Origin of the sequence: Streptomyces sp. NPDC002742, from assembly GCF_042888885.1 — a bacterium.
In the GTDB taxonomy this organism is placed as follows: Bacteria; Actinomycetota; Actinomycetes; order Streptomycetales; family Streptomycetaceae; genus Streptomyces.
The window spans coordinates 198,930-220,457 of the sequence record NZ_JBIAQF010000007.1 but is presented as its reverse complement, the minus strand read 5'-3'; the positions used below and the strand labels follow the sequence as shown (position 1 = coordinate 220,457).

Below are 21,528 nucleotides of genomic sequence, written 5' to 3'. Positions count from 1 at the left end.
GCTCCCTACCCGGACGACCGTTCCGGACTGGCCGGACAACGTCGGACAGCGTCCGGACAGTCACCGTACGCATCGGCTCCGTCACTGTTCACGGTAGGTGCGCGCCGCCACGCTGAGTGACGTGAATCAAGAAACAGCCGTCCCCGAGGCTTTGCCGGTTACCCCCATCCGCAACTTCAGCGTGCTCCTGTCGCCCACCCCACGCGGCGCCCGCCTCGGCCGTCTTCTCGCCGCTGAGCAACTTCGCACCTGGGGAATCCCCTTGGACCCGGCGGCGCACATCGTCGGCGAACTGGCGGCCAACGCGGCGACGCACGGGCGTGTCCCGGGCCGCGACTTCCGTCTCACGCTCTACGTCGTCGCCGACACTCTCCGGATCGAGGTCACCGACACCCGCGGCGACCGTCTTCCGCACGCCCGGCACTCCGTCCCCGATGCCGAGTCCGGCCGCGGTCTCGTCCTCGTCGACGCCTTCGCCGATCGCTGGGGCTGGACCTCGGGGCCATCTCCGCGCAAGACGGTATGGGCCGAGCTGCATCTCGCACCGGAACCCGGGCGGCCGTGCTTCGGTGCTACGGGCGGTCTTCTTTTCCAAGACCCACAGATGAAAGGACCCGACCAAGCCCCACCCCTCCCGCCCGCCGGGCAAGCTCACTCGCGCGAGTGAACATCGCCAACTGGGCTGGATATGGGACCGGTTGCCTGCCCTACGCTCGGCGCAACACAACAGCAGACATGCGACGGCCCTCGCCGGGACGCCAATCCCAGTGCGAGGGCCTGACCACCGAGGAAGTAGGAGCTTCCCGATGGATACGCAGAACCCTAGCGCGCCCCCGCGCGCCCAGTCCCGTGTTGCGGCCGGTCCGGTCGGCAAACCCCCGTCTCGGCAACCCCGTTCCCGCAGTGGCCTCGTCCACGACAACACCCGCCACACCACCCGCTTCACGGTGATCGGCAACCACCTCGCCCAGCACCCGGAATTGTCCGGGCTGGCGATCGGACTCGGCGCCCACATCCAGTCCCTCCCCGCGGGCGCTCCCGTCGACATCAAGACCCTCGCCGCCCGCTTCCCCGAGGGTGTGACCCGCATCGCCGCCGCCCTGCGCGAACTCGAAGCCCACGGCTACCTCCGCCGCACCCGCGAACGCGTCCCCGGCGGCCGGATCGTCACCCGCACGGTCTCCTGCAACCAGCCGGGCCACCGCCCCGCCCCCGAGGCGGTTCCCGAGGTCGTTCCCGAGGTCGTTCCCGAGGTCGTTCCCGGGGCCGTCTCCGAACCCGCCCGGCCCGCCTCGCCCCACTCCACACCGGAGCACCCGACCCCGGCGAACTCCATGCCGGGGCATTCCACGTGGGGACACCTCGCCCCCGGGTACTCCACTCCGGCACACGCAAGGCATGAGCACCCCGCCCCAGGGCGCTCCAGGCCCCGTGCGCCCCGCAAGCCCCTCCCAGCAGTACCGCAACCCGCCTGTGGGGCCCCAGGGCTCCTCCGGGCCGGCTCGGAGCTCCTCGCGGGCCTGCGTCGTGACGACCCCCGCCTGCTCTTCTCCGCCTGCGACAGTGCCCACCTGGCCCCGGGTGTCGCCGCCTGGCTGGAGCGCGACGTCAGCGTCGCCGCCGTACGCCACGCACTCACCACCGACCTACCGTCCGAAGGTCTACTACGGCGCCCGGCCGCTCTCCTGGCCCATCGCCTGGCCGCGCAACTGCCACCGCCGCCCCCGTTCCGAGCGCCTGCCCCGCCGTCCACCGCCCAGCCATCAGCCGTTCGGCACCCCCTCCAGACCTGCGACGGCTGCGACCGCGCCTTCCGGGCGCCAGAACCCGGCGGCCGCTGCCGCGACTGCCGGGTGAGCGTCTCGGCGGCTGCCTGACAGGCGCTTGTTCAGGCGTTCAGGTCACCGGCTTCGCGACAAGAAAGGTTCAGGGTTCGCCATGGTCGGCTCCCCTGTTGTGGACAGAAACTCGGGCGACGCGCTTCCTGCCTCCTGCCGAGGCCGGCTCGGCTGCCGCCCTGGCTCGCTACGCTGGCGGGGGCATCCCCAGGAGGACACGATGAGCACCCAGTCCGATCACGGGCACGAGCTGATCCCCCGCCCTGAGCACACCCCTGACGCCCTCCGCGTGGCTCTCGCCGTCGTCGCTCCGGGCCGTCTGGAGGAGATGCAGGCCAAGAAGGACGAGGCGTTCGCCAAGGCGGTCGAATGGCAGTCCCTCAGCCCTGTGCAGAGCTGGGTACTGATCTGGGCCAGGGACATCGAGATCGCCCGCCGCCCCGAACTGTCCGCCCGCCACTCCCACGCGAAGAGCCGTCTGGAACACGAGGACCCGGCCGTCGCCCAGGAGGCACTGCGGGAACTGGCCTCCGTCCTGGACGAGGCCATGAAGGCAGTCCGCGGGTGAGTTGGAAGTGGGAGTACGCCTTCGGAGCGGAGGAAACCGCTCGTACCGCTCCGCCCGACTTCCTCCTCAAGGTGGAAGCGAAGGCAGACGAACTGGTCAGGGCGGCCGAAGCCTTGCACGTTCACGGCCGGGCCCATGAAGGCGGCGATCCAAAGGGCGGCGACATCATCGTTCCCGGCGGGATGTTCTCTTATCAGGTCGTTGTGCGGAGCGAGCGCGTCTACGTCGTTCAGATCACGTATCTGGGTTTCTGAACCTTCGGCTCGTCGGCTTCCGAGACCGCGTGACAGCGGCCGTTCGGCCAGGCGTGGCCTGGAGAAGGTGAAGCGATCCGCTGCCCGTCCGCGCACCGGAACCAGGTCACTGCCGGGACTGCCGGTCCGGCCTCCGGGCGGCCGTCTGATGCGATGCGGGCGCCCTGTGTCCCGTCCGGACGGGCGTGACCACCCGTCGGCCGTCGCCCGGCATCGATGTAGAACGAGTAGTACAGTGAAAAAATGAGTGAGAGCGCGGAGGTCCCGCTCAGGGAGCTCAATCAGCAGACATCGCGTGTCCTGGCCCGAGTGGCGGCAGGGGAGACGGTGACCATCACCAAGGACGGCGTCCCCATAGGAGACATCGTGCCGCGCGGTGCGCTGACGGGCCGGCCCGCGTATCCGTTCCGCACCGATCCCATGGGCGACCTGGACTTCCCGGACCTGGGCGGCCCCGTGCTCGACGACGACGAGATCGAGGCGACGCTACGGGGTCTGGGCGGAGACGTCGGCGGGGGAACCGATGACTGACATCCAGGTCGCCATCGCCGACACGAACGCCCTGTACCGACTGTTCACACCGAAGGACCCCAGCCACTCCGCTCACCGGGAAGCTCTGGCGCAAACGGGGCACCTCGTCGTGTCACCCATGGTGCTCACCGAACTGGACTACCTGCTGACCTCGCGCGTCGGCACCAAGGCCGCCATGAACGCACTGGACTTCATCACCGGCCAGGCGGAGGCCCGCCGGTTCGAGATTCCCGACACCGCACCGCACCTGAGAAGCGCCATGGCGGTGATGCGAGGGTGCGTCGACGCGGACGGCGGGGCGGGAGTGGGTCTGGTGGACGCGATGAACGTCGCCCTGGCGGCGGCTTTCCGGACAGCCGACATCTTCACGACGGACAGCCACTTCCGCATGATGCGTCCGCTCACCGGCCAGCCCGCCTTCCGGCTGCTCCCTGACGACTTCTGACGCTGTCGGAGCACTTCGAGGCCGTTGTCGGCGGGAGGCGAAAGCTGACGGGAGTACGGGAGTACGGGGGCGCCTGACAGTGAAGCCGCCTCGTAGGCTGGGCCCCATGACGGAACTGCCCGACCGGCGTCTGCTCCTGGTGCACGCGCATCCGGACGACGAGTCGATCAACAATGGCGCGACCATGGCCCGCTACGCGGCCGAGGGCGCCCAGGTGACGCTGGTGACCTGCACCCTCGGTGAGGAGGGCGAGGTCATCCCGCCCGGACTCGCCCATCTCGCCCCCGACCGCGAGGGCGGACTCGGCCGGTACCGGACCGGTGAGCTGAGCGCCGCCATGAAGGAGCTGGGCGTCGCCGACCACCGCTTCCTGGGCGGCCCCGGACGGTTCCGCGACTCCGGGATGATGGGCGTCGAGCAGAACCATCGCGCGGGTGCGTTCTGGTCCGCGGAGGTCGACGACGCCGCCGACTGCCTCGTAGAGGTGATCCGCGAGGTACGGCCTCAGGTGCTCGTCACCTATGACCCCGATGGGGGTTATGGGCATCCCGACCACATCCAGGCTCACCGCGTGGCCACGCGCGCCGCCGAACTGGCCGCGGAACCCACCCACCGTCCCGACCTCGGTGACGCGTGGCGGATCACCAAGACCTACTGGAACCGGGTGCCGCGCCAGGTCGCCGAGGAGGCGTTCGCCCGCCTGCGTGAGGCCCTTCCGGAGCTGCCGTTCGACAGGATGGCCGCCGTGGGCGACGTACCGGGCGTGGTCGACGAGGTGACGATCACCACCGAGATCGACGGAACCGGGTACGCCGCAGCCAAGGCCGCCGCGATGCGGGCGCACGCCACCCAGATCACCGTGGACGGCCCCTGGTTCGTCCTCTCGAACGACCTGGCGCAGCCGCTCTTCACCACCGAGTACTACGAACTGGTGAACTCCCCGCGGCCCGCGACGCGCGAGACGGACCTCTTCGCGGGGATCGAGGGCACCGGGACGATCGAGGGGATCCACCGGTGAGGGGCGCCGGGACGGCGAGTGCGAGGACGAGTGCGAGTGCGAGTGCGAGTGCGAGTGCGAGGGCGAGGACGACTTGGCTAGGGACGGATCTGTGATGAGTACGAACGGACAGCGCGGTGGCCCAAGCATGCTCGCCCAGCCGCTGACCCGGCCCTCGGGCGGACGGATCGCCGCCTATCTGGGACTCTTCCTGCTCGGCGCCGTGGTCGGTGTCGCCGGGGCGCTGGTGCAGCCGGGCTGGTTCCCGCTCGGGCTGCTGCTCGCGCTGGCGGGTGCCGCCGGACTCTTCCTGGGCGGCGCCCGGGCGACGGAGTCCCGCGCCGGGGCCGTGGCCCCCGCGGCGGGCTGGATGGTCGCCGTCGTGCTGCTCACCGCCAGCCGTCCGGAAGGGGACTTCCTCTTCGGCGCGGGAGTGGTCTCGTACCTCTTCCTCCTCGGAGGCATGGCCGTCGCTGTGATGTGCGCCACCCTCGGTCAGGGGCGGCAACCGGGCCTTTCCGATGCCCGACTTCGCAAGTGACGTACCACTTCGCCGTATCTGTCCCGTGCGGTTCCCGTGCGAGATTCCTGCACGGGCGAGGTTTGCGGGCCGTACATGGCCAGTATGGTGGTGCGCGCCGCCGAGCTGCCCGAGATGAGGTCGAGTAAACGGGCGGCGGAGCCAACCGGGAGAACCTGCCTTGAGTCGTGAAACTGACAGTTCGTCCTCCGGGCCCAACGGGCGCGGTGGAGCCGCGTACCCGTCGGGGACGCCGCCGTACGGCACCCCCGCGGCTTCCGAAAGCGGTGCCGACGCGGGCCGTTCGGCCGCCGGGAAGCCGCCGGAGGAGCGCAAGACCGAGACCACTCTGACGACACGGATCCGGATCAACATCCCCGGGTCGCGGCCCATCCCGCCCGTGGTCGTCCGTACACCCGTGGCCGACGCCGACGTGCCCTCCGAGGGTGACGACGGCGGGCACACCGGGACACACCGGGCCCCGCAGGGCGTGAGTTCGCCCGCGGGTGCCTCCGCCACGACGGCCACCGACGCGGCCCCGTTCGCACCGGCACCCGCGACTGCGCCCGGGGACCAGCCCGGGGCGGCCGAGGAGAAGACGAGCAACTGGTTCGCGCCCCGCAAGTCCGGCGCGCCCCAGATCGGGCCGGGAGGCGGGTCGACCAATGGGGCGGGCCTGCCGGGAGGTTCGACTTCCCCGGCCCCCTCGGGTGCGGCGGGCGCCGGGGGGACACCGCCCGGCCGGCCGGGCGCGGGACGGCCGATGCCGTCCACCGGTGCCGGTCCGCTGGGCATCACCGGCGGCGTGCGGCCCAGCGGTGCGAACGGTGCCGGGCTCCCCGGCGCGACCGGCGCCGGACCCGTGGCCCCCGGCCACGGTGGCGGCACGGGCTCCTTCGACGTCTCCGGGGCGCTGCGCGACACCGGCTCCTTCCCGGCCATAGGCCCGGCGGGCGGGTCCGGCGGGTCCGGTGAACCGCGCCGCGACGACCTTCCGTACTTCTCCGAGCGCGGCAGGGGCGGCCCGGCCGGCCCGACCACCGGTCCCACCACCGGTGACGGCCCGCTGCTGCCTCCGGCCGGTGCGGGCGCGGCTCCCGGCAGCCTGGCCACGTCGCCCGGCCCGCACCGCGGCAACCGGAACACGGGCACGGGCTACCCGGGCACCGGCAACGGCTCGCGCGCAGGCCTGAGCGGCGGTCTCAGCGACGACACCGCGATCCTCACCCCGCAGAAGCCCGCGCCCGACCCGGGACCCGGTGCCTACGGCGCTCCCGCGGACAACGTCTCCGGGCACACCCTGACCAGCGGCATCCCCGTCGTCTCGCCCAGTCACGACTTCGCGTACGAGGCGGGGGCGCGGGGCGACGGACCCCGGTCGCACACTCCGCCGAAGCTCCCCGAGCCGGTCCAGCAGCCGTCCGCCCCGTCGAACCAGGGGAAGAAGAAAAAGGGCCGCAACAAGCCGGCGCTCCTCGGCGTCCTCGTCGTGGTCCTCGTCGGCGGCGCCTACGGCGCGGGCCTGCTCATGAACCACTCGGACGTGCCCAAGGGCACCACCGTGCTGGGCGTCGACATCGGCGGCGGCACCCGCGACGACGCCGTCAAGAAGCTCGACGACGCCTTCAGCACGCGGACGAACAAGCCGCTCACGCTGTCCGTCGACGGCGACACGGTCCAGCTCAGGCCCGACCAGGCCGGACTCCAGCTGGACAGCCAGGCCACCGTCCGCGCCGCCGCCGGCAGCGACTACAACCCGATCTCGGTGATCGGCTCGCTGTTCGGCCAGGGGCGCGTGGTCGAGCCCGTGATGCCCGTCGACGAGGAGAAGCTGCAGGCCGCCCTGGAGCGCGCCGCGAGCGGCTCCGGTTCGGCGAGCGACGGCACGATCAAGTTCCAGCCGGGCAAGGCCGTCGCCGTCTACGGCAAGGCGGGCAAGGGCATCGACGTCGGCCCCTCGCTGAAGGCCGTCGAGGACGCGTACCGCGCCCAGGTGGAGACCAACGCGACCACTCCGGTGAAGGTCGCCACCACGACCCGCCAGCCGACGGTCGCCAAGGACGAGGTGGACCGGAAGATGTCGACGTTCGCGACGGTCGCCATGTCGGCGAAGATCATCATCCGTACGGACGCCACGCACTTCATCCCCTTCAGCCCGCAGAAGTCCATCTGGAAGTTCCTGAGCGTCCGGCCGGTCGACGGCAAGCTCGTCGAGCACTACGACCTGAACGTGCTCCAGGGGCTGTACGGCCATGCCTTCGACGGTGTGACGATCACCAAGGGCGACGGCAGCCAGAAGGCCGTGAGCCCGCAGGACGTGGCCTCCGCCATAGGAAGGGCGCTCGTCGGCAAGACGGCCGCCGCACGCGACGTGACCATCCCCACCAACCCCAACTAGCGGACGCACCGCGCGCACAGAGGGCACCCGGCCGAGGTTTCTCGACGGCCGGGTGCCCTCTCGCCGTATCGCACGGTAGGCCCGGGGCAGGGACACGATCCGCCTGGGCACAGGCGCGGGAGGGCCGCGGCGCACGGGCACGTGAGGGGCGCCGGGCGCGGGTGCGGGAGTGGGCCGCCGGGCGAGGGCACGGACGGCCGCGGGGCACGGGTGCGGGCGGCGGACATGACATCTGTCATCCGCGACCGAGGACACACCGCACTGCCGCGGGCACCCCCTTCCCCGCCACGATGGACGACATGACAACGACTGCGGCGACCACCACCTCGGTGGTCCGGTTCGAATCGGTGACCAAGAGCTACGGGAACGTGAAGGCCGTCGACGGGCTGACGCTCGAACTGCACCCGGGCGAGACCGTCGCCCTGCTGGGCCCCAACGGCGCGGGCAAGTCGACCACGCTGGACCTGCTGCTCGGCCTCAAGAACGCCGACAGCGGGACGGTCCGGGTGTTCGGCACCAGCCCGCGCGAGGCGATCGTCGCCGGACGGGTGGGCGCCATGCTCCAGAGCGGCGGGCTGATGGACGAGGTCACCGTCGGTGAACTGGTCAGGCTCGCCTGCGATCTGCACCCGAAGCCGTACAGCGCCCGCGATGTCCTCGCCCGCGCCGGCATCACCCAGATCGCCGACCGCAAGGTCAACAAGCTCTCCGGCGGCCAGGCACAGCGTGTCCGCTTCGCCCTCGCCACGGCCGGCGACAGCGACCTGATCGTCCTCGACGAGCCCACCACCGGCATGGACGTCTCCGCCCGGCAGGCCTTCTGGGCCACCATGCGCGAGCAGGCCGACCAGGGCCGTACGGTCCTGTTCGCCACGCACTACCTGGAGGAGGCCGACGCCATAGCGGACCGCGTGCTCGTCCTGCACCGGGGACGGCTGCTGGCCGACGGCACCGCCGCCGAGATCAAGGCCAAGGCCGGTGCCCGCCGCGTCGCCTTCGACCTGGAGGGCACGATCGACGAGGCCCCGCTGCGCGCGCTGCCCTTCCTCACCTCGATCACTGTGTCCAAAAGCGGCTCCGCCGCGGGGTCCGGGCAGACCGTCCGCATCCAGTCCTCCGACGCGGACGCGACGGTCCACGCGCTGTACGGGCTCGGCGTCTACCCCCGCAACCTCGAAGTCGCCGGGCTCGGTCTCGAGCAGGCCTTCGTCGCCATCACCGCCGCCGAAGAGGCGACCCGCACCGCGGCCGAACAGGCCGACCGCACCACCGCCGCGGACGCCGACCGCGCCGCCGCCGAGGAGGCCACGTCCAAGTGAACAGTCTCATCAAGCTGGAGATCACCCGCGCCCTGCGCAACCGCAAGTTCCTGTTCTTCTCGGTGATCTACCCCTCGGCCCTGTTCCTGCTGATCGCCGGCAGTGCCGACAGCACCACCGAGGTGCCCGGCACCGGTCTCACCCTGCCGACCTTCTTCATGGTCTCCATGGCCTCCTTCGGCGCCCTGACCGCCGTCCTGATGGGCAACAGCGAGCGCATCGCCAAGGAGCGGGAGAGCGGCTGGGTGCGGCAGTTGAGGCTCACCCCGCTGCCCGGCCGCGGCTATGTGTTCGCCAAGACGGCCAGCGCCGCCGTGATCAGCCTGCCGTCGATCGTCATCGTCTTCGTGGTCGCCGCGGCGGTGAAGAACGTACGCCTGGACGTCTGGCAGTGGTTCGCGCTCACCGGTGTGATCTGGGCCGGCAGCCTGGTCTTCGCCGCGCTCGGCGTCGCCATCGGCTATCTCGCCAGCGGCGACGCGGTCCGCCCGATCACGATGATCGTCTACTTCGGGCTGTCGATGCTCGGCGGCCTGTGGATGCCGACGACGACCTTCCCCGGCTGGCTGCAGAACATAGCGAAGTGGCTGCCCACGCACGCGTACGCTGCCCTGGGGCAGGCCATCGAACTGGGGAACGCCCCGCACGCGAAGGACATCGCCATCCTCGCCGTCTCCTTCGCCCTCTTCGCGGGCGGCGCGGCCTGGCTGTACCGGAAGGACACGCTGAAGGCGTGAGTGCCATGACGGAAGACCCGCTGCCCGACGGGGCCCGCACGGACCGGATCGTGAGGATGGGGGAGTCCCCGCGCAACCTCCGCGAGGCCCTGCGCAAGTCGGTGTGGATCGTCATCTGGCTGGTGTTCCTCAGCTCGCCGGTCCACGACCTCGTCTCCGGCCACCACACGCCCGCGGCCACCGCGGCCGGCTGGCTGGGGCTCGCGGCCTTCGTCGCGGTCTACCTGATGCTGGTCTTCCGGCACATGGGCAAGGCGTTCGCGGGCTCCCTGGCCGTCACCCTCATGGTGCTCGTCCTCGGCGCACTGGCCGTCGCCCTGTGCCTGACGCTCGGAGCGCCCTGGCTCGGCCTGTTCGTGTACGTCTCGGTCGCCTGCGGGACGACGTTCCCGCTGCGCGTCTCGTACGTGACCATCCCGCTCACCGCCGTCGTGATGCTGCTCGTCGGCCTGCACGGTGGCGAGCGGGACGCGCGCAACCTCGTTCTGCTCGTCGTCCTCATCGGCTTCGCGATGACCGGCGTTCGGCAGCTGGTCCGCACGACGGTGGAGCTGCGCAAGGCGCGGGCCACCGTCGCCCAGCTCGCCGCGAACGAGGAACGCCTGCGGCTCGCCCGGGACCTGCACGACCTGCTCGGCCACTCGCTCTCGCTGATCACGCTGAAGAGCGAACTGGCCAAGCGGATGCTCCCCGACCACCCCGACAAGGCGGCCCAGCAGGTCGCCGACATCGAACAGGTCAGCCGCCAGGCCCTGGTGGACGTACGTGAGGCGGTGTCCGGCTACCGGCGGCCCCGGCTGGCCGGTGAACTCGCCGGAGCCCAGGTCGCGTTGGCCGCGGCGGACGTCCTCGCCGAGCTGCCCGCCGAACCCGACCTCGACGGCGTTCCCGAGGACAGCGAGTCCGCGCTCGCCTGGGCGCTGCGCGAGGCGGTCACCAACGTCGTACGGCACAGCGGTGCCCGGCGCTGCGTGGTGGGGCTCGTCCGGCGCCAGACCCTGGACGGACCCGTGCTCGAACTGTCCGTGGAGGACGACGGCTCGGGCGGCTCCTCGGGCGCCGCCCCCGGCAACGGCCTGACGGGACTGACCGAACGGCTGGAGAAGGCGGGCGGAACGCTGGAGGCCGGCCGCGTCCGGCGCGGATTCCGGCTGGTCGCACAGGTGCCCCTGGAGCGCGGCCGGGCCTCGGTGGGCGCGGCGGACGACCCCGTAGGATCCGGTGCATGAGCCGCACGATCAAGGTCCTGCTCGCCGAGGACCAGTCGATGGTCCGCGAGGCGCTGGCCGCCCTGCTGGGACTGGAGCCGGACATCGAGGTGGTCGCTCAAGTGGCCCGCGGTGACGAGGTACTGGCGGCGGCGCGCGCCCACGACGTGGACGTGGCGCTCCTCGACATCGAGATGCCGGGCATGACCGGCATAGAGGCGGCGGCCGAGGTCCACAAGGAGATCCCCGGCATCAAGCTGATCGTCCTCACGACCTTCGGCCGCCCCGGATACCTCCGCAGCGCCATGGAGTCCGGCGCCGACGCCTTCCTGGTCAAGGACGCCCCGGCCGCCCAACTCGCCGCCGCCGTCCGCAAGGTGCTGGCCGGCGAGCGCGTCATCGACCCCACCCTCGCGGCCGCCGCCCTGGCCGAGGGTGCCAATCCCCTCACCGACCGCGAACGCGAGATCCTCCGCGCGGCGGCCGACGGCTCCACCAACGCCGAACTGGCCACCGCCCTCCACCTGTCCCAGGGGACGGTCCGCAACTACCTCTCGACGGCCATCCAGAAACTCGCGGTCCGCAACCGGGCGGAAGCGGTACGGATCGCGCGGGACAAGGGCTGGCTGTGAGCCGTGCGGCGGGACGGTGCCCTCAGTTGAGCATCGCCCGTGCCGCGTGGGCCTGTTGGCGTACGCGGGCCGCGGCCGGTTCGTCCACCGCTGCCACGACGTCCGCGTAGGCGTCGAGTTCGGTCGCTCCGGTCAGGAAGTCACCGCGCTTCACCAGGAGTTGGGCGCGCTCGTAGCGCAGACGTGCCGGGTGCGAGGGAAGCAGCAGGGAGAGTTCCACCGACCACAGGGCCACGTCGGAGCGTTCGGGGCGGGCCGCCGCCCAGGCGCGGACGTTGTTCAGGACGCGCACGACGACGTCGAGCGGGTCGGCGGGGGTGAGCATCGACGGGTCGAGCGGGGCGCCGGTAGCGCCCGCGACGAGGAGTTCCGCGTCGGAGGCGGTCAGGACGCGCCCGCCGTCGAAGGGATCGGCCAGCACCTGCTGTTCGGGCGGTCCGAAGCCCACCACGAAGTGACCGGGCAGCGCGACCCCGTAGACCGGTGCCCCGGCCCGTCGCGCGACCTCCATCCACACCACCGAGAGCAGGATGGGCAGCCCGCGCCGCCGCCGCAGCACCGCGTGCAGCAGGGAGGACTCCAGCCGCTGATAGTCGGCCGGTGAGCCCCGGAATCCGCAGCGCCCGCCGAGGAGTTCGGCGAGGGCGGTCGCCCAGGAGCGAGGGCCGCCCGGACGGAAGGGCAGCCGGCCCGCCAGCTCGTCCAGCTCGATCTGCGCCGCGTCCGTTCCGGCCTCGTCCAGTGTTCCGTCGGCCGCGGCGCCGACCAGCAGGCACAGCGCCGCCAGATCGGGGCGCTCGGCCCGCGCCTCGTCGGCGAACCGCCGCCGTACCTCGTCGGCTCGCTCGGGCTGCGGGGGCTGGGGGGAACGCATAACCGGCTCGTGCCCCTTCACGTCGATCGATACGGCTCGACGCCCGGCGCGATACCCGGTTCGGCACCCCGCTCGGCACCACCGAAACCGCCGTCCGGCTCGTCGGCGGTCACTGTGCCGGCGCTTGTAACGGCGGCGCTTGCACCGGCGGCGCTCGTACCGGTGCCTGTCGTACCGGCGTCCGCTGTATCGCCGTCTGCTGTATCGCCGTCTGCCGTATCGCCGTCCGCCGTATCGCCGTCCGCCGTATCGGTGGCCGACGGCCCCCGGTAGTGGTGGTACGCGTGATGCGGGCCGAAGCCCATCCGGGCGTACAGCTCCCGGGCCCCGGTGTTGTCCGCCTCCACCTGGAGCCAGGCCGCCGAGGCGCCCTCCTCCAGGGCCCGGCCGGCCAGGGCGGCCATGACGGCCGTGGCGAGGCCCCGGCGGCGCTGGGCGGGGTCGACCTCGACCGCTGCGAAACCGGCCCAGCGGCCGTCCACCACACACCGTCCGATCGCGGCCGGAGCCGCGCCCCCGGTGCCGGGCACCGTCGCGAACCACACCGAGGGGCCGCCGCCCAGCACCTTCAGGGCCACATCGCTCACTCCCTTGCGCTGGTAGCGGCCGAGCCACGCCTCGTCGGCCGTGCGGGAGAGCGTCACCTCGGGAGTCCCGGGAGTCCCGAGAGTCCCGGGAGCCTCGGGCACCTCCCGGTCCGCGACCGGCGCGAGCGAGCCGATCCACAGCTCGGCGGTCACCTCACGCGTCCAGCCGCGCGCCTCCAGCTCCGCGCAGAGCAGCTCCTGCGTGCCCTCGGCGCCGGTGGCGGTCTGGACGTAGGAGGGCAGGCCACGGGCGGCGTACCAGTCCCGTACGTGCGCCAGCGCCCGGTCGAGCGGCACGCCGGGGTCGCCCAGCGGCAGGACGGAGTTGGCGCGCCGGGTGAAACCGCCCGCCGCCCGCAGCTCCCATCCGCCGAGCCGCTCGCTCTCCACCGGCGGCCAGGCCCGTGCGGCGACGCGCGCCAGCTCCTCGTAGGAGGCCGCGGGGCCGCGCCGCCGCGCCGGGGCGGGCGGTACGACCTTGGCCGCGACCAGTGAGGATTCCGCGATCCGGACACGCTCGCCGGTCCGTCGTGTGATCAGCAGCACACCGTCGTCCCATGATGTGAGAACACCGACCGTATCGGTGAATTTCTCCACCGTGTCTCCGCCGTCGGTCAGGCGCCGCACCGAGACGCGTTTTCCCACGTCAGCAGCGGTGATACGGACCTCAAGGCGGCCGGAAGCAGAGATTTCCACAGGTCAGTTCACCCCTCCTGTTCGGATCATGCCCAAGAACGGAGATACTAGGGGCGGGCATCGACGACGCCGCGCTCCCGCGCGCCAGGCGGCGGAGCCTACGGAGGCCCCGCCAGCGCCCTATCGAGGAGGAACGACAGCGTGACCTACGTCATCGCGCAGCCTTGTGTCGACGTCAAGGACAAGGCGTGCATCGAGGAGTGCCCGGTCGACTGCATCTACGAGGGCTCCCGGTCCTTGTACATCCACCCGGACGAATGCGTCGACTGCGGAGCCTGTGAGCCGGTGTGCCCGGTCGAGGCGATCTTCTACGAGGACGACACTCCGGAGGAGTGGAAGGACTACTACAAGGCGAACGTCGAGTTCTTCGACGAACTCGGCTCGCCCGGCGGCGCCAGCAAGCTCGGTCTGATCGAGCGCGACCACCCCTTCATCGCAGCGCTGCCGCCGCAGAACCAGTAGAGCGGCCCGCATACGCGTCGCCTCGGTCCCGTACAGCCGATCGCTCCGATCGCCGTACGGGGCCGAGGCATTTGCCGTATCAGCCCCCGCAGCAGTCCGTGCAGCAACCCGTGTCCGGTTTTCCGCCGGTACGGGTCGTGCGTACGAGAAAGTGAGCCCGATCCCGTGTCCGCAGTCTCCGACCGGCTTCCCGTCTTCCCCTGGGACAAGCTGGAGCCCTACAAGGCGACCGCCGCCGCTCACCCGGGCGGCATCGTCGACCTGTCCGTCGGCACGCCGGTCGACCCGGTGCCCGAGCTGATCCAGAAAGCTCTGGTCGCGGCCGCGGACTCGCCCGGTTATCCCACGGTGTGGGGCACGCCCGAGCTGCGGGACGCGCTCACGGGCTGGGTGGAGCGACGCCTCGGCGCGCGGGACGTCACCCACCGGAACGTTCTGCCGATCGTCGGCTCCAAGGAACTGGTCGCCTGGCTGCCGACCCAGCTGGGTCTCGGCCCCGGCGACAAGGTCGCGTACCCGAGCCTCGCGTACCCGACGTACGAGGTCGGTGCGCGGCTCGCGCGGGCGGAGCACGTGGTCTACGACGACCCGACGGAGCTGGACCCGGCGGGCCTGAAGCTGCTGTGGCTGAACTCCCCGTCGAACCCGACCGGCAGGGTCCTGTCCGCCGCGGAACTCACCCGGATCGTCGCCTGGGCCCGTGAGCACGGCATCCTCGTCTTCTCCGACGAGTGCTACATCGAGCTGGGCTGGGAGGCCGACCCGGTCTCGGTCCTGCACCCCGACGTGTGCGGCGGCTCCTACGAGGGGATCGTCTCGGTCCACTCGCTCTCCAAGCGCTCGAACCTGGCCGGATACCGCGCCGCGTTCCTGGCGGGCGACCCCGCCGTCCTCGGTGAGCTCCTCGCGATCCGCAAGCACGGCGGCATGATGACCTCGGCGCCGACCCAGGCCGCCGTGGTCGCCGCGCTCTCGGACGACACCCACGTCCGCGAGCAGCGTGAGCGCTACGCCGCCCGCCGGACCGCCCTGCGCGACGCCCTCCTGAGCCACGGCTTCCGCATCGAGCACAGCGAGGCGAGTCTCTACCTCTGGGCCACCCGGGACGAGTCCTGCTGGTCCACGGTGGCCCACCTGGCGGACCTGGGCATCCTGGTGGCCCCGGGCGACTTCTACGGCGAGGCGGGCGAGAAGTTCGTCCGCGTGGCCCTCACCGCCTCGGACGAGCGCGTGGCGGCGGCGGTGGAACGCCTGCGGTAGGCGCGGGGGGCCGAGTGAAGCGAAACGGGGGTCCGGGGAAGCGTGTTCCCCGGACCCCCGTCGTCGTGCGCCGCCGCGGGCTAGCCCACCGGCAGGCCGCCTGGGGCCACACCGTCCGTCGGCAGGCCGCCAGGGGTCACAGCGGCGGTCGGCAGCCCGCCGGGGGCCACAGCGGCCGTCGGCAGGCCGCCAGGGGTCACGGCGTCCGTCGGCAGGCCGGCGCCGACCGCGGTCATGGCGGTGTCACCGAGGAGGGCGCCGGCCTGACCGGCCGCGCCCCCGGCAACCTTCCGCGTGGCGGGCGCGGCCTTCTTGGAGACCTTCCCGCCGGTCCCGCCCGCGGCCCGCGCGGACTTCTTGACCCCCTCGCCGCCGGACTTGCCGGCGGTCCCGGTGACGTTCTGCGCCGCTCCGTCGAGGGTGTGGCCGACGTTCGCCCCGTCCAGGGCGGTCAGCCCGCCGAGGCTGGGCGCGGCCGGCAGGTCGGTCGCCGCGCAGGCGGAGCCGGCCGCGCCGACCACGGGCGCCGCTCCGGCCGCGACGAGCAGCACGACACGGGCGATCCGGCGGGTCAGGGGGAGGGACATGGAGCTCCTTAGACGGAAGGGAACGGGGAAGTGTCCTGCCGCGCCCGGCCGCCGGGCGGCTGGCCGCCGACCGACCGCGTCACCGGACGCCGATCGCTGAGGCGATCGTTCCGGGCTCGGACGCAGTGACTACCGCTCGAAGTCCGCGAAGGTTGCGGTGGCCCGCCGCAAAGAGTTGGTAATGCGTCGCATTATCGGGTGTGGATAAAAACGGGCAAACGATACCCGGCCGGAAAGTCCACGGAATCCCTGTGGGCCTTTGTTCTCAAGGGATTTCCCGGGTGAGGGGGGTGAGCGCCCGAAAGTGCGCGCACATCGCCGGCCCGCCGGGCCAGGGTCCTCCCGACGGGTGAGGGTCCGTACTACTGCCCGGTCACGACTACTGCCCGGTCACGATCCGGACCTCGGCCGCGGTCTTCCCGCCCCCGGAACCGCCCTTCTCGTCGGCCGTGCGCCACGAGGCCTCCGAGGTCCCCGCGGTCCACTCGCGTCCCGCGTACGACACCCGCTCGATGTGCAGGGCCGAGGAATTGGCCACGGCCCAGTGCGCCAGCTCCCAGCCGCGGCGGACCACCCCGGTCCCGGCGGTGGACTCCTCGCGCACGGGGACCGTCACGGTCCGGTCGGCGGCCTTCGGGGACGCCGGGGCGGCCGGTGCCGGCGACGCGGAGGAACCCTCGGCTCCCACGGTGGCGCCCGCCTCCTGGAGCACATCGCGCCCGAAGTCCCGCGCGAGCGCGGCCCGCACCGGCGCGGGGCCGCCCGCCGGGGTGGCGGCCGGGCGCCCCTGGCAGGTCAGCGTGGCCGCCGCGCGGCCCGTCAGCGCGGCGGCGAGCAGCGTGGCGTCCGGCTCGTGCTTCGCGTACGCCTGCGGAAAGCCGCTGTGCTGCACGCGCTGCGCGGCGACGGTGAGCGGCAGCCGTGAGTAGCCCGGCACCTTGGCCAGGTGTTCGTAGAAGACGCCCGCCGCGTACGTCGGGTCCATGATCTGCTTTCTCGTGCCCCAGCCCTGCGACGGCCGCTGCTGGAACAGGCCGAGGGAGTCCCGGTCGCCGTGCTGGATGTTGCGCAGGCCCGACTCCTGGAGCGCTGTCGCGAGGGCGATGGCCACCGCGCGCTCGGGCATGCCGCGGGAGGTGCCGATGGCCGAGATCGTCGCCGCGTTCACCGCCTGTTCGGGAGTGAACTCGTACGACGCGCCGTCGCCGTTGCCGGAGACGACCTTGCACCGGGGCGCGCCCACGCCGCCGGTGAGGTACTGCACGCCGAGATAGCCCGCGACCGCGAACAGGACCACGAGGGCCCCTCCGAAGCGAAGGAGGCGACGACGGCGGCGCCGGACAGGAGTGGGGGACGGCTCAGACACGCGTACAAGGTACTGGAGACCGCTGTCGGCGATCCGTGGGGCTGTGGACAACGGAAGCGCGGCCGGGGGATAAGACCGCATCCGGCTGTTTTCGGGCTCCCTCGGCCGGGCGCGCTAGGGTCGACGCCATGGCCGACAACCCGCTTGACCTCACCCTGGACGCAGCCGAGCTCACCGCGCGGCTCGTCGACTTCCCCTCGGAGAGCGGCGAGGAGAAGCCGCTCGCGGACGCCGTCGAGGCCGCGCTGCGCGCCCTGCCGCACCTGACGGTCGACCGGTACGGCAACAACGTCGTGGCACGCACGAACCTGGGCCGCGCCGAGCGGGTCGTCCTGGCCGGTCACATCGACACCGTGCCGATCGCGGGCAACGTGCCCTCCCGCCTCGACGAGAACGGCGTGCTGTGGGGCTGCGGCACCTGCGACATGAAGTCGGGCGTCGCGGTCCAGCTCCGTATCGCTGCCACCGTTCCCGAGCCCAACCGGGACCTCACCTTCGTCTTCTACGACAACGAAGAGGTCGCGGCCCATCTGAACGGGCTGAAGCAGGTGTCCGAGGCCCACCCCGAGTGGCTGGAGGGCGACTTCGCGGTCCTCCTGGAGCCCTCCGACGGGCAGGTCGAGGGCGGCTGCCAGGGCACGCTGCGGGTGCTGCTGAAGACCAAGGGCGAACGCGCCCACTCCGCCCGCGGCTGGATGGGCTCGAACGCGATCCACGCGGCCTCCCCGATCCTGGCCGCGCTGGCCGCGTACGAGCCGCGCCACCCGGTGATCGACGGCCTGGAGTACCGCGAGGGACTGAACGCGGTGGGCATCTCGGGCGGTGTCGCGGGCAATGTCATCCCCGACGAGTGCGTCGTCACCGTCAACTTCCGCTACGCGCCCGACCGCACCGAGGAGGAGGCGGTCGAGCACGTCCGCGAGGTCTTCGCCGACTGCGGTGTGGACGAGTTCGTGATCGACGACCACAGCGGTGCCGCCCTGCCGGGCCTCTCCCACCCGGCCGCCGCCGCGTTCATCGAGGCGGTGGGGGGCACCCCGCAGCCCAAGTACGGCTGGACGGACGTCTCCCGTTTCAGCAGCCTCGGCGTCCCGGCGGTCAACTACGGCCCGGGCAACCCCCACCTGGCACACAAGCGGGACGAACGGGTGGAAGCGGCCAAGATCCTCGCGGGCGAGCAGCGACTGCGCGACTGGCTCACCGCCTGAGGCGTACGGACGTACTGTCGGCGGTTCACGGCGGACATGCCGACGTCCCCCCGCCGTAACCAGCGGAGATCTACGCTGGGGCGGAACGACCTTCCCCCGCCCCGGCCCCGGCCGGAGCGGGGGAGATCCGTACGCGGAGGGAGTGGACATGGCTACTGGCGACCCGAGGGGAAAGAAGCGGCCACCTGAGGAGCAGCGGCTGGGCCCGGTGCTGCGCAGGCGGGATCAGGTCCAGGCGAGCACCACGGATCAGCGACTGCTGGACGCGGGCGGCCCGTCCGACTGGGTGCACACCGATCCCTGGCGGGTGCTGCGCATCCAGTCGGAGTTCATCGAAGGCTTCGGCACGCTGGCCGAACTCCCGCCCGCGATCAGTGTGTTCGGCTCGGCCCGGACAGCGGTGGACTCGGCCGAGTACGAGGCGGGAGTCGCCCTCGGCCGGGGCCTGGTCGAGGCCGGGTTCGCGGTGATCACCGGCGGTGGACCGGGTGCCATGGAGGCCGCGAACAAGGGTGCGTGCGAGGCGAAGGGCATCTCCGTCGGCCTCGGTATCGAGCTCCCCTTCGAGCAGGGGCTGAACCAGTACGTCGACATCGGTCTGAACTTCCGGTACTTCTTCGTCCGGAAGATGATGTTCGTCAAGTACGCGCAGGGTTTCGTGGTCCTGCCCGGCGGTCTCGGCACTCTCGACGAACTCTTCGAGGCGCTCACCCTGGTCCAGACCCAGAAGGTCACCCGCTTCCCCATCGTGCTGTTCGGCACGGAGTACTGGGGCGGCCTCGTCGACTGGCTCAAGAACACCCTCATCGCCCAGGGCAAGGCCTCGGAGAAGGATCTGATGCTGTTCCACCTGACCGACGAGGTGGACGAGGCGGTGGCCCTGGTGTCGAAGGAGGCCGGCCGCTAGGGGGCGCCCGTCCCGCGGTTCGAAGGGCCGAGGGCACGGGAGGGGCTGCCGAGGCGGCCCCTTCCGTGCCCTTCCGTGCCCCGCGCGGCCCGTCCGCTACGCCAGTCCGCGCCGGGCCACCGCCGGCGGGCGGTGTCCGGCGATCGACGTCACCATGTCCAGCACCTGACGCGTCTCGGCGACCTCGTGGACGCGGTACACCTGCGCCCCCAGCCACGCCGAGACGGCGGTCGTCGCCAGCGTCCCGACGACCCGCTCCTTGACCGGCCTGTCGAGCGTCTCGCCCACGAAGTCCTTGTTGGAGAGGGAGACGAGAACCGGCCACCCGGTGGAGACCATCTCCCCGAGCCGCCGCGTCGCTTCCAGACTGTGCCGGGTGTTCTTCCCGAAGTCGTGCCCGGGATCGATGAGCACCGACTCGCGGGGCACCCCGAGGGCCACCGCGCGCTCCGCCAGCCCGAGCGTGACCCGCAGGATGTCGGCCATCACGTCGTCGTACGCGATCCGGTGCGGGCGCGTCCGCGGCTCCGACTCCCCGGCGTGCGTGCACACGAGCCCCACCCCGTACCGGGCGGCCACCTCGGCCAGCCGCGGATCGACCCCGCCCCAGGCGTCGTTGAGCAGATCGGCACCCGCCTCGCAGACCGCCTCGCCGACCTCGTGCCGCCAGGTGTCGACGCTGATGATCACGTCGGGGAAGCGGCGGCGGACCTCGGCCACGAAGCCGACCGTCCGGCGTGCCTCCTCCTCGGCGGTGACCTCCTCGCCAGGGCCGGCCTTGACCCCGCCGATGTCGATGATGGCGGCGCCCTCGGACACCGCCTGCTCCACGCGCGCGAGGGCGGGCTCGTCGCGGAAGGTGGCTCCCTGGTCGTAGAAGGAGTCCGGGGTCCGGTTCACGATCGCCATGATCACCGGCTCGTGCGCGTCGAATTCACGCCTGCCCAGCCTGAGCATCCCCTGTGACCTCTCCCAGTAAGTCGCACCGATAAGCCGCCTGCGACCTTAACTGTCAGACTCGCATGGCACGATCGGAGCCTGACACTTCCAGCGTCAGACTGCCTTCGTCAGTACCAGTACTTTCGCGCCGACGCGACCCGCGCCGGCACCAGAGCGTGGGGACCTCAGCGATGTTCATGTTTTTGTTCCTGGTCGTCGCACTCGCCGTCGTGGTCGCCGCGGTCACCCTGTCCGTGGTGGGGGGCGGCGAGAGCACCCCCCTTCCCGACGCCGAACCCGAGCGGCTGCGCGACCCGCTGCCCTACGACCGTCCGGTGCACAAGGGCGACGTGGACGCGCTGCGCTTCGCCGTCACCGTGCGCGGTTACCGCATGGCGGACGTCGACGACGCGCTCGGCCGGCTGGGCGCCGAGATCGGCGAGCGGGACGCCCGGATCGCCGACCTGGAGGCCGCGCTCGCGGGTGCCCGCGCGGCGGGCCCCACCACCTCGCTGCGCAAGCACCCGGAGGACGAGCAGTGAGCGACGCGCTCGCCGGACCCGACGGCGTACCGCGCTGCCCCTGGGCGCTTTCCACCGAGGACTACGTGGCGTATCACGACGAGGAGTGGGGCCGGGCGGTCCACGGTGACGACGCCCTCTACGAGCGGCTGTGTCTGGAGGCCTTCCAGTCGGGGCTGTCCTGGATCACCATCCTGCGCCGCCGGTCCAGCTTCCGCGCCGCCTTCGCGGACTTCGAGATCGCCCGCGTCGCGACCTTCACGGAGGCCGACGAGGAGCGCCTGCTCGCCGATCCGGGGATCATCCGCAACGGCGCCAAGATCCGGGCGACCGTCGCCAACGCGCGCGTGCTGGCCGACTGGGCCCCGGGCGAGCTGGACGAGCTGATCTGGTCGTTCGCCCCCGACCCCGCCTCCCGGCCGGCCCCGGAGAGGCTCTCCGACGTACCGGCCGTCACCGACGGGTCGACCGCCCTCTCCAAGGCGCTCAAAAAGCGCGGCATCCGCTTCGTCGGCCCGACGACGGCGTACGCCCTGATGCAGGCGTGCGGCCTGGTGAACGACCACCTGACGGACTGCGCGGTGCGCGACGCCGCCTGACGGGGGTGCCCCGCACGGACGCGGTGAGCCGCACACGGGCCACGAGAGGTACGCAGGGCGGGAGAGATCCCGCGA

General features: G+C 72.0%; 23 protein-coding genes and 1 pseudogene. 19 read left to right on the top strand and 5 right to left on the bottom strand.

The window, feature by feature from the left end:
* Nucleotides 1-121 precede the first annotated feature (121 nt).
* The 13 genes from ACFYW8_RS14785 (at nt 122) to ACFYW8_RS14725 (ending at nt 11,447) form a co-directional block, all read left to right on the top strand.
* The gene (locus tag ACFYW8_RS14785; RefSeq protein ID WP_389073248.1) at nt 122-667 is read left to right on the top strand and encodes an ATP-binding protein; all 546 of its coding nucleotides are present in this window, start codon (nt 122-124) and stop codon (nt 665-667) included.
* A gap of 139 nt (nt 668-806) precedes the next feature.
* On the top strand, nt 807-1,877 hold the full coding sequence (locus ACFYW8_RS14780; RefSeq protein ID WP_389073244.1) for a helix-turn-helix domain-containing protein: 1,071 nt from the start codon (nt 807-809) through the stop codon (nt 1,875-1,877).
* Between the two features lie 181 nt (nt 1,878-2,058).
* Complete coding sequence (locus ACFYW8_RS14775; RefSeq protein ID WP_389073240.1) at nt 2,059-2,406, top strand: hypothetical protein; 348 nt, start codon at nt 2,059-2,061, stop codon at nt 2,404-2,406.
* Entirely contained in the window at nt 2,403-2,660 is a 258-nt protein-coding gene (locus tag ACFYW8_RS14770; protein ID WP_389073236.1) for a hypothetical protein, read from the top strand. Before ACFYW8_RS14775 ends, ACFYW8_RS14770 begins: the two co-directional genes overlap by 4 nt.
* Nucleotides 2,661-2,903: 243 nt before the next feature.
* On the top strand, nt 2,904-3,191 hold the full coding sequence (locus ACFYW8_RS14765; protein ID WP_389073232.1) for a type II toxin-antitoxin system Phd/YefM family antitoxin: 288 nt from the start codon (nt 2,904-2,906) through the stop codon (nt 3,189-3,191).
* Nucleotides 3,184-3,636 (top strand): PIN domain-containing protein, encoded by a 453-nt coding sequence (locus ACFYW8_RS14760; protein WP_389073227.1) that lies wholly within the window; start codon nt 3,184-3,186, stop codon nt 3,634-3,636. Before ACFYW8_RS14765 ends, ACFYW8_RS14760 begins: the two co-directional genes overlap by 8 nt.
* Nucleotides 3,637-3,742: 106 nt before the next feature.
* Nucleotides 3,743-4,654 carry an N-acetyl-1-D-myo-inositol-2-amino-2-deoxy-alpha-D-glucopyranoside deacetylase gene (gene mshB, locus ACFYW8_RS14755; RefSeq protein ID WP_389073222.1) on the top strand — a complete coding sequence of 304 codons (912 nt, stop codon included), beginning with the start codon at nt 3,743-3,745 and terminating at the stop codon, nt 4,652-4,654.
* Between the two features lie 94 nt (nt 4,655-4,748).
* Complete coding sequence (locus ACFYW8_RS14750; RefSeq protein ID WP_389073217.1) at nt 4,749-5,174, top strand: DUF6113 family protein; 426 nt, start codon at nt 4,749-4,751, stop codon at nt 5,172-5,174.
* A 160-nt stretch (nt 5,175-5,334) separates the two neighbouring features.
* On the top strand, nt 5,335-7,551 hold the full coding sequence (locus ACFYW8_RS14745) for a hypothetical protein (protein ID WP_389073213.1): 2,217 nt from the start codon (nt 5,335-5,337) through the stop codon (nt 7,549-7,551).
* Nucleotides 7,552-7,850: 299 nt separating this feature from the next.
* The gene (locus tag ACFYW8_RS14740) at nt 7,851-8,870 is read left to right on the top strand and encodes an ABC transporter ATP-binding protein (RefSeq protein WP_389073209.1); all 1,020 of its coding nucleotides are present in this window, start codon (nt 7,851-7,853) and stop codon (nt 8,868-8,870) included.
* Nucleotides 8,867-9,607: an ABC transporter permease gene (locus tag ACFYW8_RS14735; protein WP_389073205.1), complete on the top strand. Its 741-nt coding sequence runs from the start codon at nt 8,867-8,869 to the stop codon at nt 9,605-9,607. The genes ACFYW8_RS14740 and ACFYW8_RS14735 overlap by 4 nt, the downstream gene beginning before the upstream one ends.
* A gap of 5 nt (nt 9,608-9,612) precedes the next feature.
* Nucleotides 9,613-10,836, top strand: coding sequence for a sensor histidine kinase (locus ACFYW8_RS14730; RefSeq protein ID WP_389073995.1), 1,224 nt, complete (start codon nt 9,613-9,615; stop codon nt 10,834-10,836).
* On the top strand, nt 10,833-11,447 hold the full coding sequence (locus ACFYW8_RS14725; RefSeq protein WP_389073202.1) for a DNA-binding response regulator: 615 nt from the start codon (nt 10,833-10,835) through the stop codon (nt 11,445-11,447). Before ACFYW8_RS14730 ends, ACFYW8_RS14725 begins: the two co-directional genes overlap by 4 nt.
* Nucleotides 11,448-11,469: 22 nt before the next feature.
* On the opposite strand, the gene ACFYW8_RS14720 is transcribed toward ACFYW8_RS14725, so the two are convergent.
* On the bottom strand, nt 11,470-12,321 hold the full coding sequence (locus ACFYW8_RS14720) for a transglutaminase-like domain-containing protein (RefSeq protein WP_389073197.1): 852 nt from the start codon (nt 12,319-12,321) through the stop codon (nt 11,470-11,472).
* Nucleotides 12,322-12,566: 245 nt separating this feature from the next.
* Nucleotides 12,567-13,604: pseudogene (locus ACFYW8_RS14715) on the bottom strand (GNAT family N-acetyltransferase); the annotation flags it as partial.
* Between the two features lie 141 nt (nt 13,605-13,745).
* On the opposite strand from ACFYW8_RS14715, the gene fdxA reads away from it, so the two are divergent.
* Together fdxA and ACFYW8_RS14705 are read left to right on the top strand one after the other, a co-directional pair.
* Nucleotides 13,746-14,066 carry a ferredoxin gene (gene fdxA, locus ACFYW8_RS14710; protein ID WP_018089397.1) on the top strand — a complete coding sequence of 107 codons (321 nt, stop codon included), beginning with the start codon at nt 13,746-13,748 and terminating at the stop codon, nt 14,064-14,066.
* Between the two features lie 165 nt (nt 14,067-14,231).
* The gene (locus tag ACFYW8_RS14705; protein ID WP_389073191.1) at nt 14,232-15,326 is read left to right on the top strand and encodes a bifunctional succinyldiaminopimelate transaminase/glutamate-prephenate aminotransferase; all 1,095 of its coding nucleotides are present in this window, start codon (nt 14,232-14,234) and stop codon (nt 15,324-15,326) included.
* An 80-nt stretch (nt 15,327-15,406) separates the two neighbouring features.
* Here the strand turns inward: ACFYW8_RS14705 and ACFYW8_RS14700 are convergent, their stop codons facing one another.
* On the bottom strand, nt 15,407-15,913 hold the full coding sequence (locus ACFYW8_RS14700; protein WP_389073187.1) for an ATP-binding protein: 507 nt from the start codon (nt 15,911-15,913) through the stop codon (nt 15,407-15,409).
* Between the two features lie 379 nt (nt 15,914-16,292).
* The gene (locus ACFYW8_RS14695; protein WP_389073183.1) at nt 16,293-17,279 is read right to left on the bottom strand and encodes a heavy metal transporter; all 987 of its coding nucleotides are present in this window, start codon (nt 17,277-17,279) and stop codon (nt 16,293-16,295) included.
* 128 nt (nt 17,280-17,407) lie between these two features.
* On the opposite strand from ACFYW8_RS14695, the gene dapE reads away from it, so the two are divergent.
* Nucleotides 17,408-18,487, top strand: a complete 1,080-nt coding sequence (gene dapE, locus ACFYW8_RS14690) for a succinyl-diaminopimelate desuccinylase (protein WP_389073179.1) — start codon at nt 17,408-17,410, stop codon at nt 18,485-18,487.
* Between the two features lie 148 nt (nt 18,488-18,635).
* The gene (locus ACFYW8_RS14685) at nt 18,636-19,394 is read left to right on the top strand and encodes a TIGR00730 family Rossman fold protein (protein ID WP_365874545.1); all 759 of its coding nucleotides are present in this window, start codon (nt 18,636-18,638) and stop codon (nt 19,392-19,394) included.
* A 96-nt stretch (nt 19,395-19,490) separates the two neighbouring features.
* Here ACFYW8_RS14685 and folP read toward each other — a convergent pair whose 3' ends face one another.
* A complete protein-coding gene (gene folP / locus ACFYW8_RS14680) occupies nt 19,491-20,351 on the bottom strand; it encodes a dihydropteroate synthase (RefSeq protein ID WP_389073173.1) in 861 nt (286 codons plus the stop codon).
* 173 nt (nt 20,352-20,524) lie between these two features.
* On the opposite strand from folP, the gene ACFYW8_RS14675 reads away from it, so the two are divergent.
* The gene (locus ACFYW8_RS14675) at nt 20,525-20,875 is read left to right on the top strand and encodes a DivIVA domain-containing protein (RefSeq protein ID WP_365874541.1); all 351 of its coding nucleotides are present in this window, start codon (nt 20,525-20,527) and stop codon (nt 20,873-20,875) included.
* Nucleotides 20,872-21,453, top strand: a complete 582-nt coding sequence (locus ACFYW8_RS14670) for a DNA-3-methyladenine glycosylase I (RefSeq protein WP_389073166.1) — start codon at nt 20,872-20,874, stop codon at nt 21,451-21,453. The genes ACFYW8_RS14675 and ACFYW8_RS14670 overlap by 4 nt, the downstream gene beginning before the upstream one ends.
* The last annotated feature ends 75 nt before the right edge of the window (nt 21,454-21,528 follow it).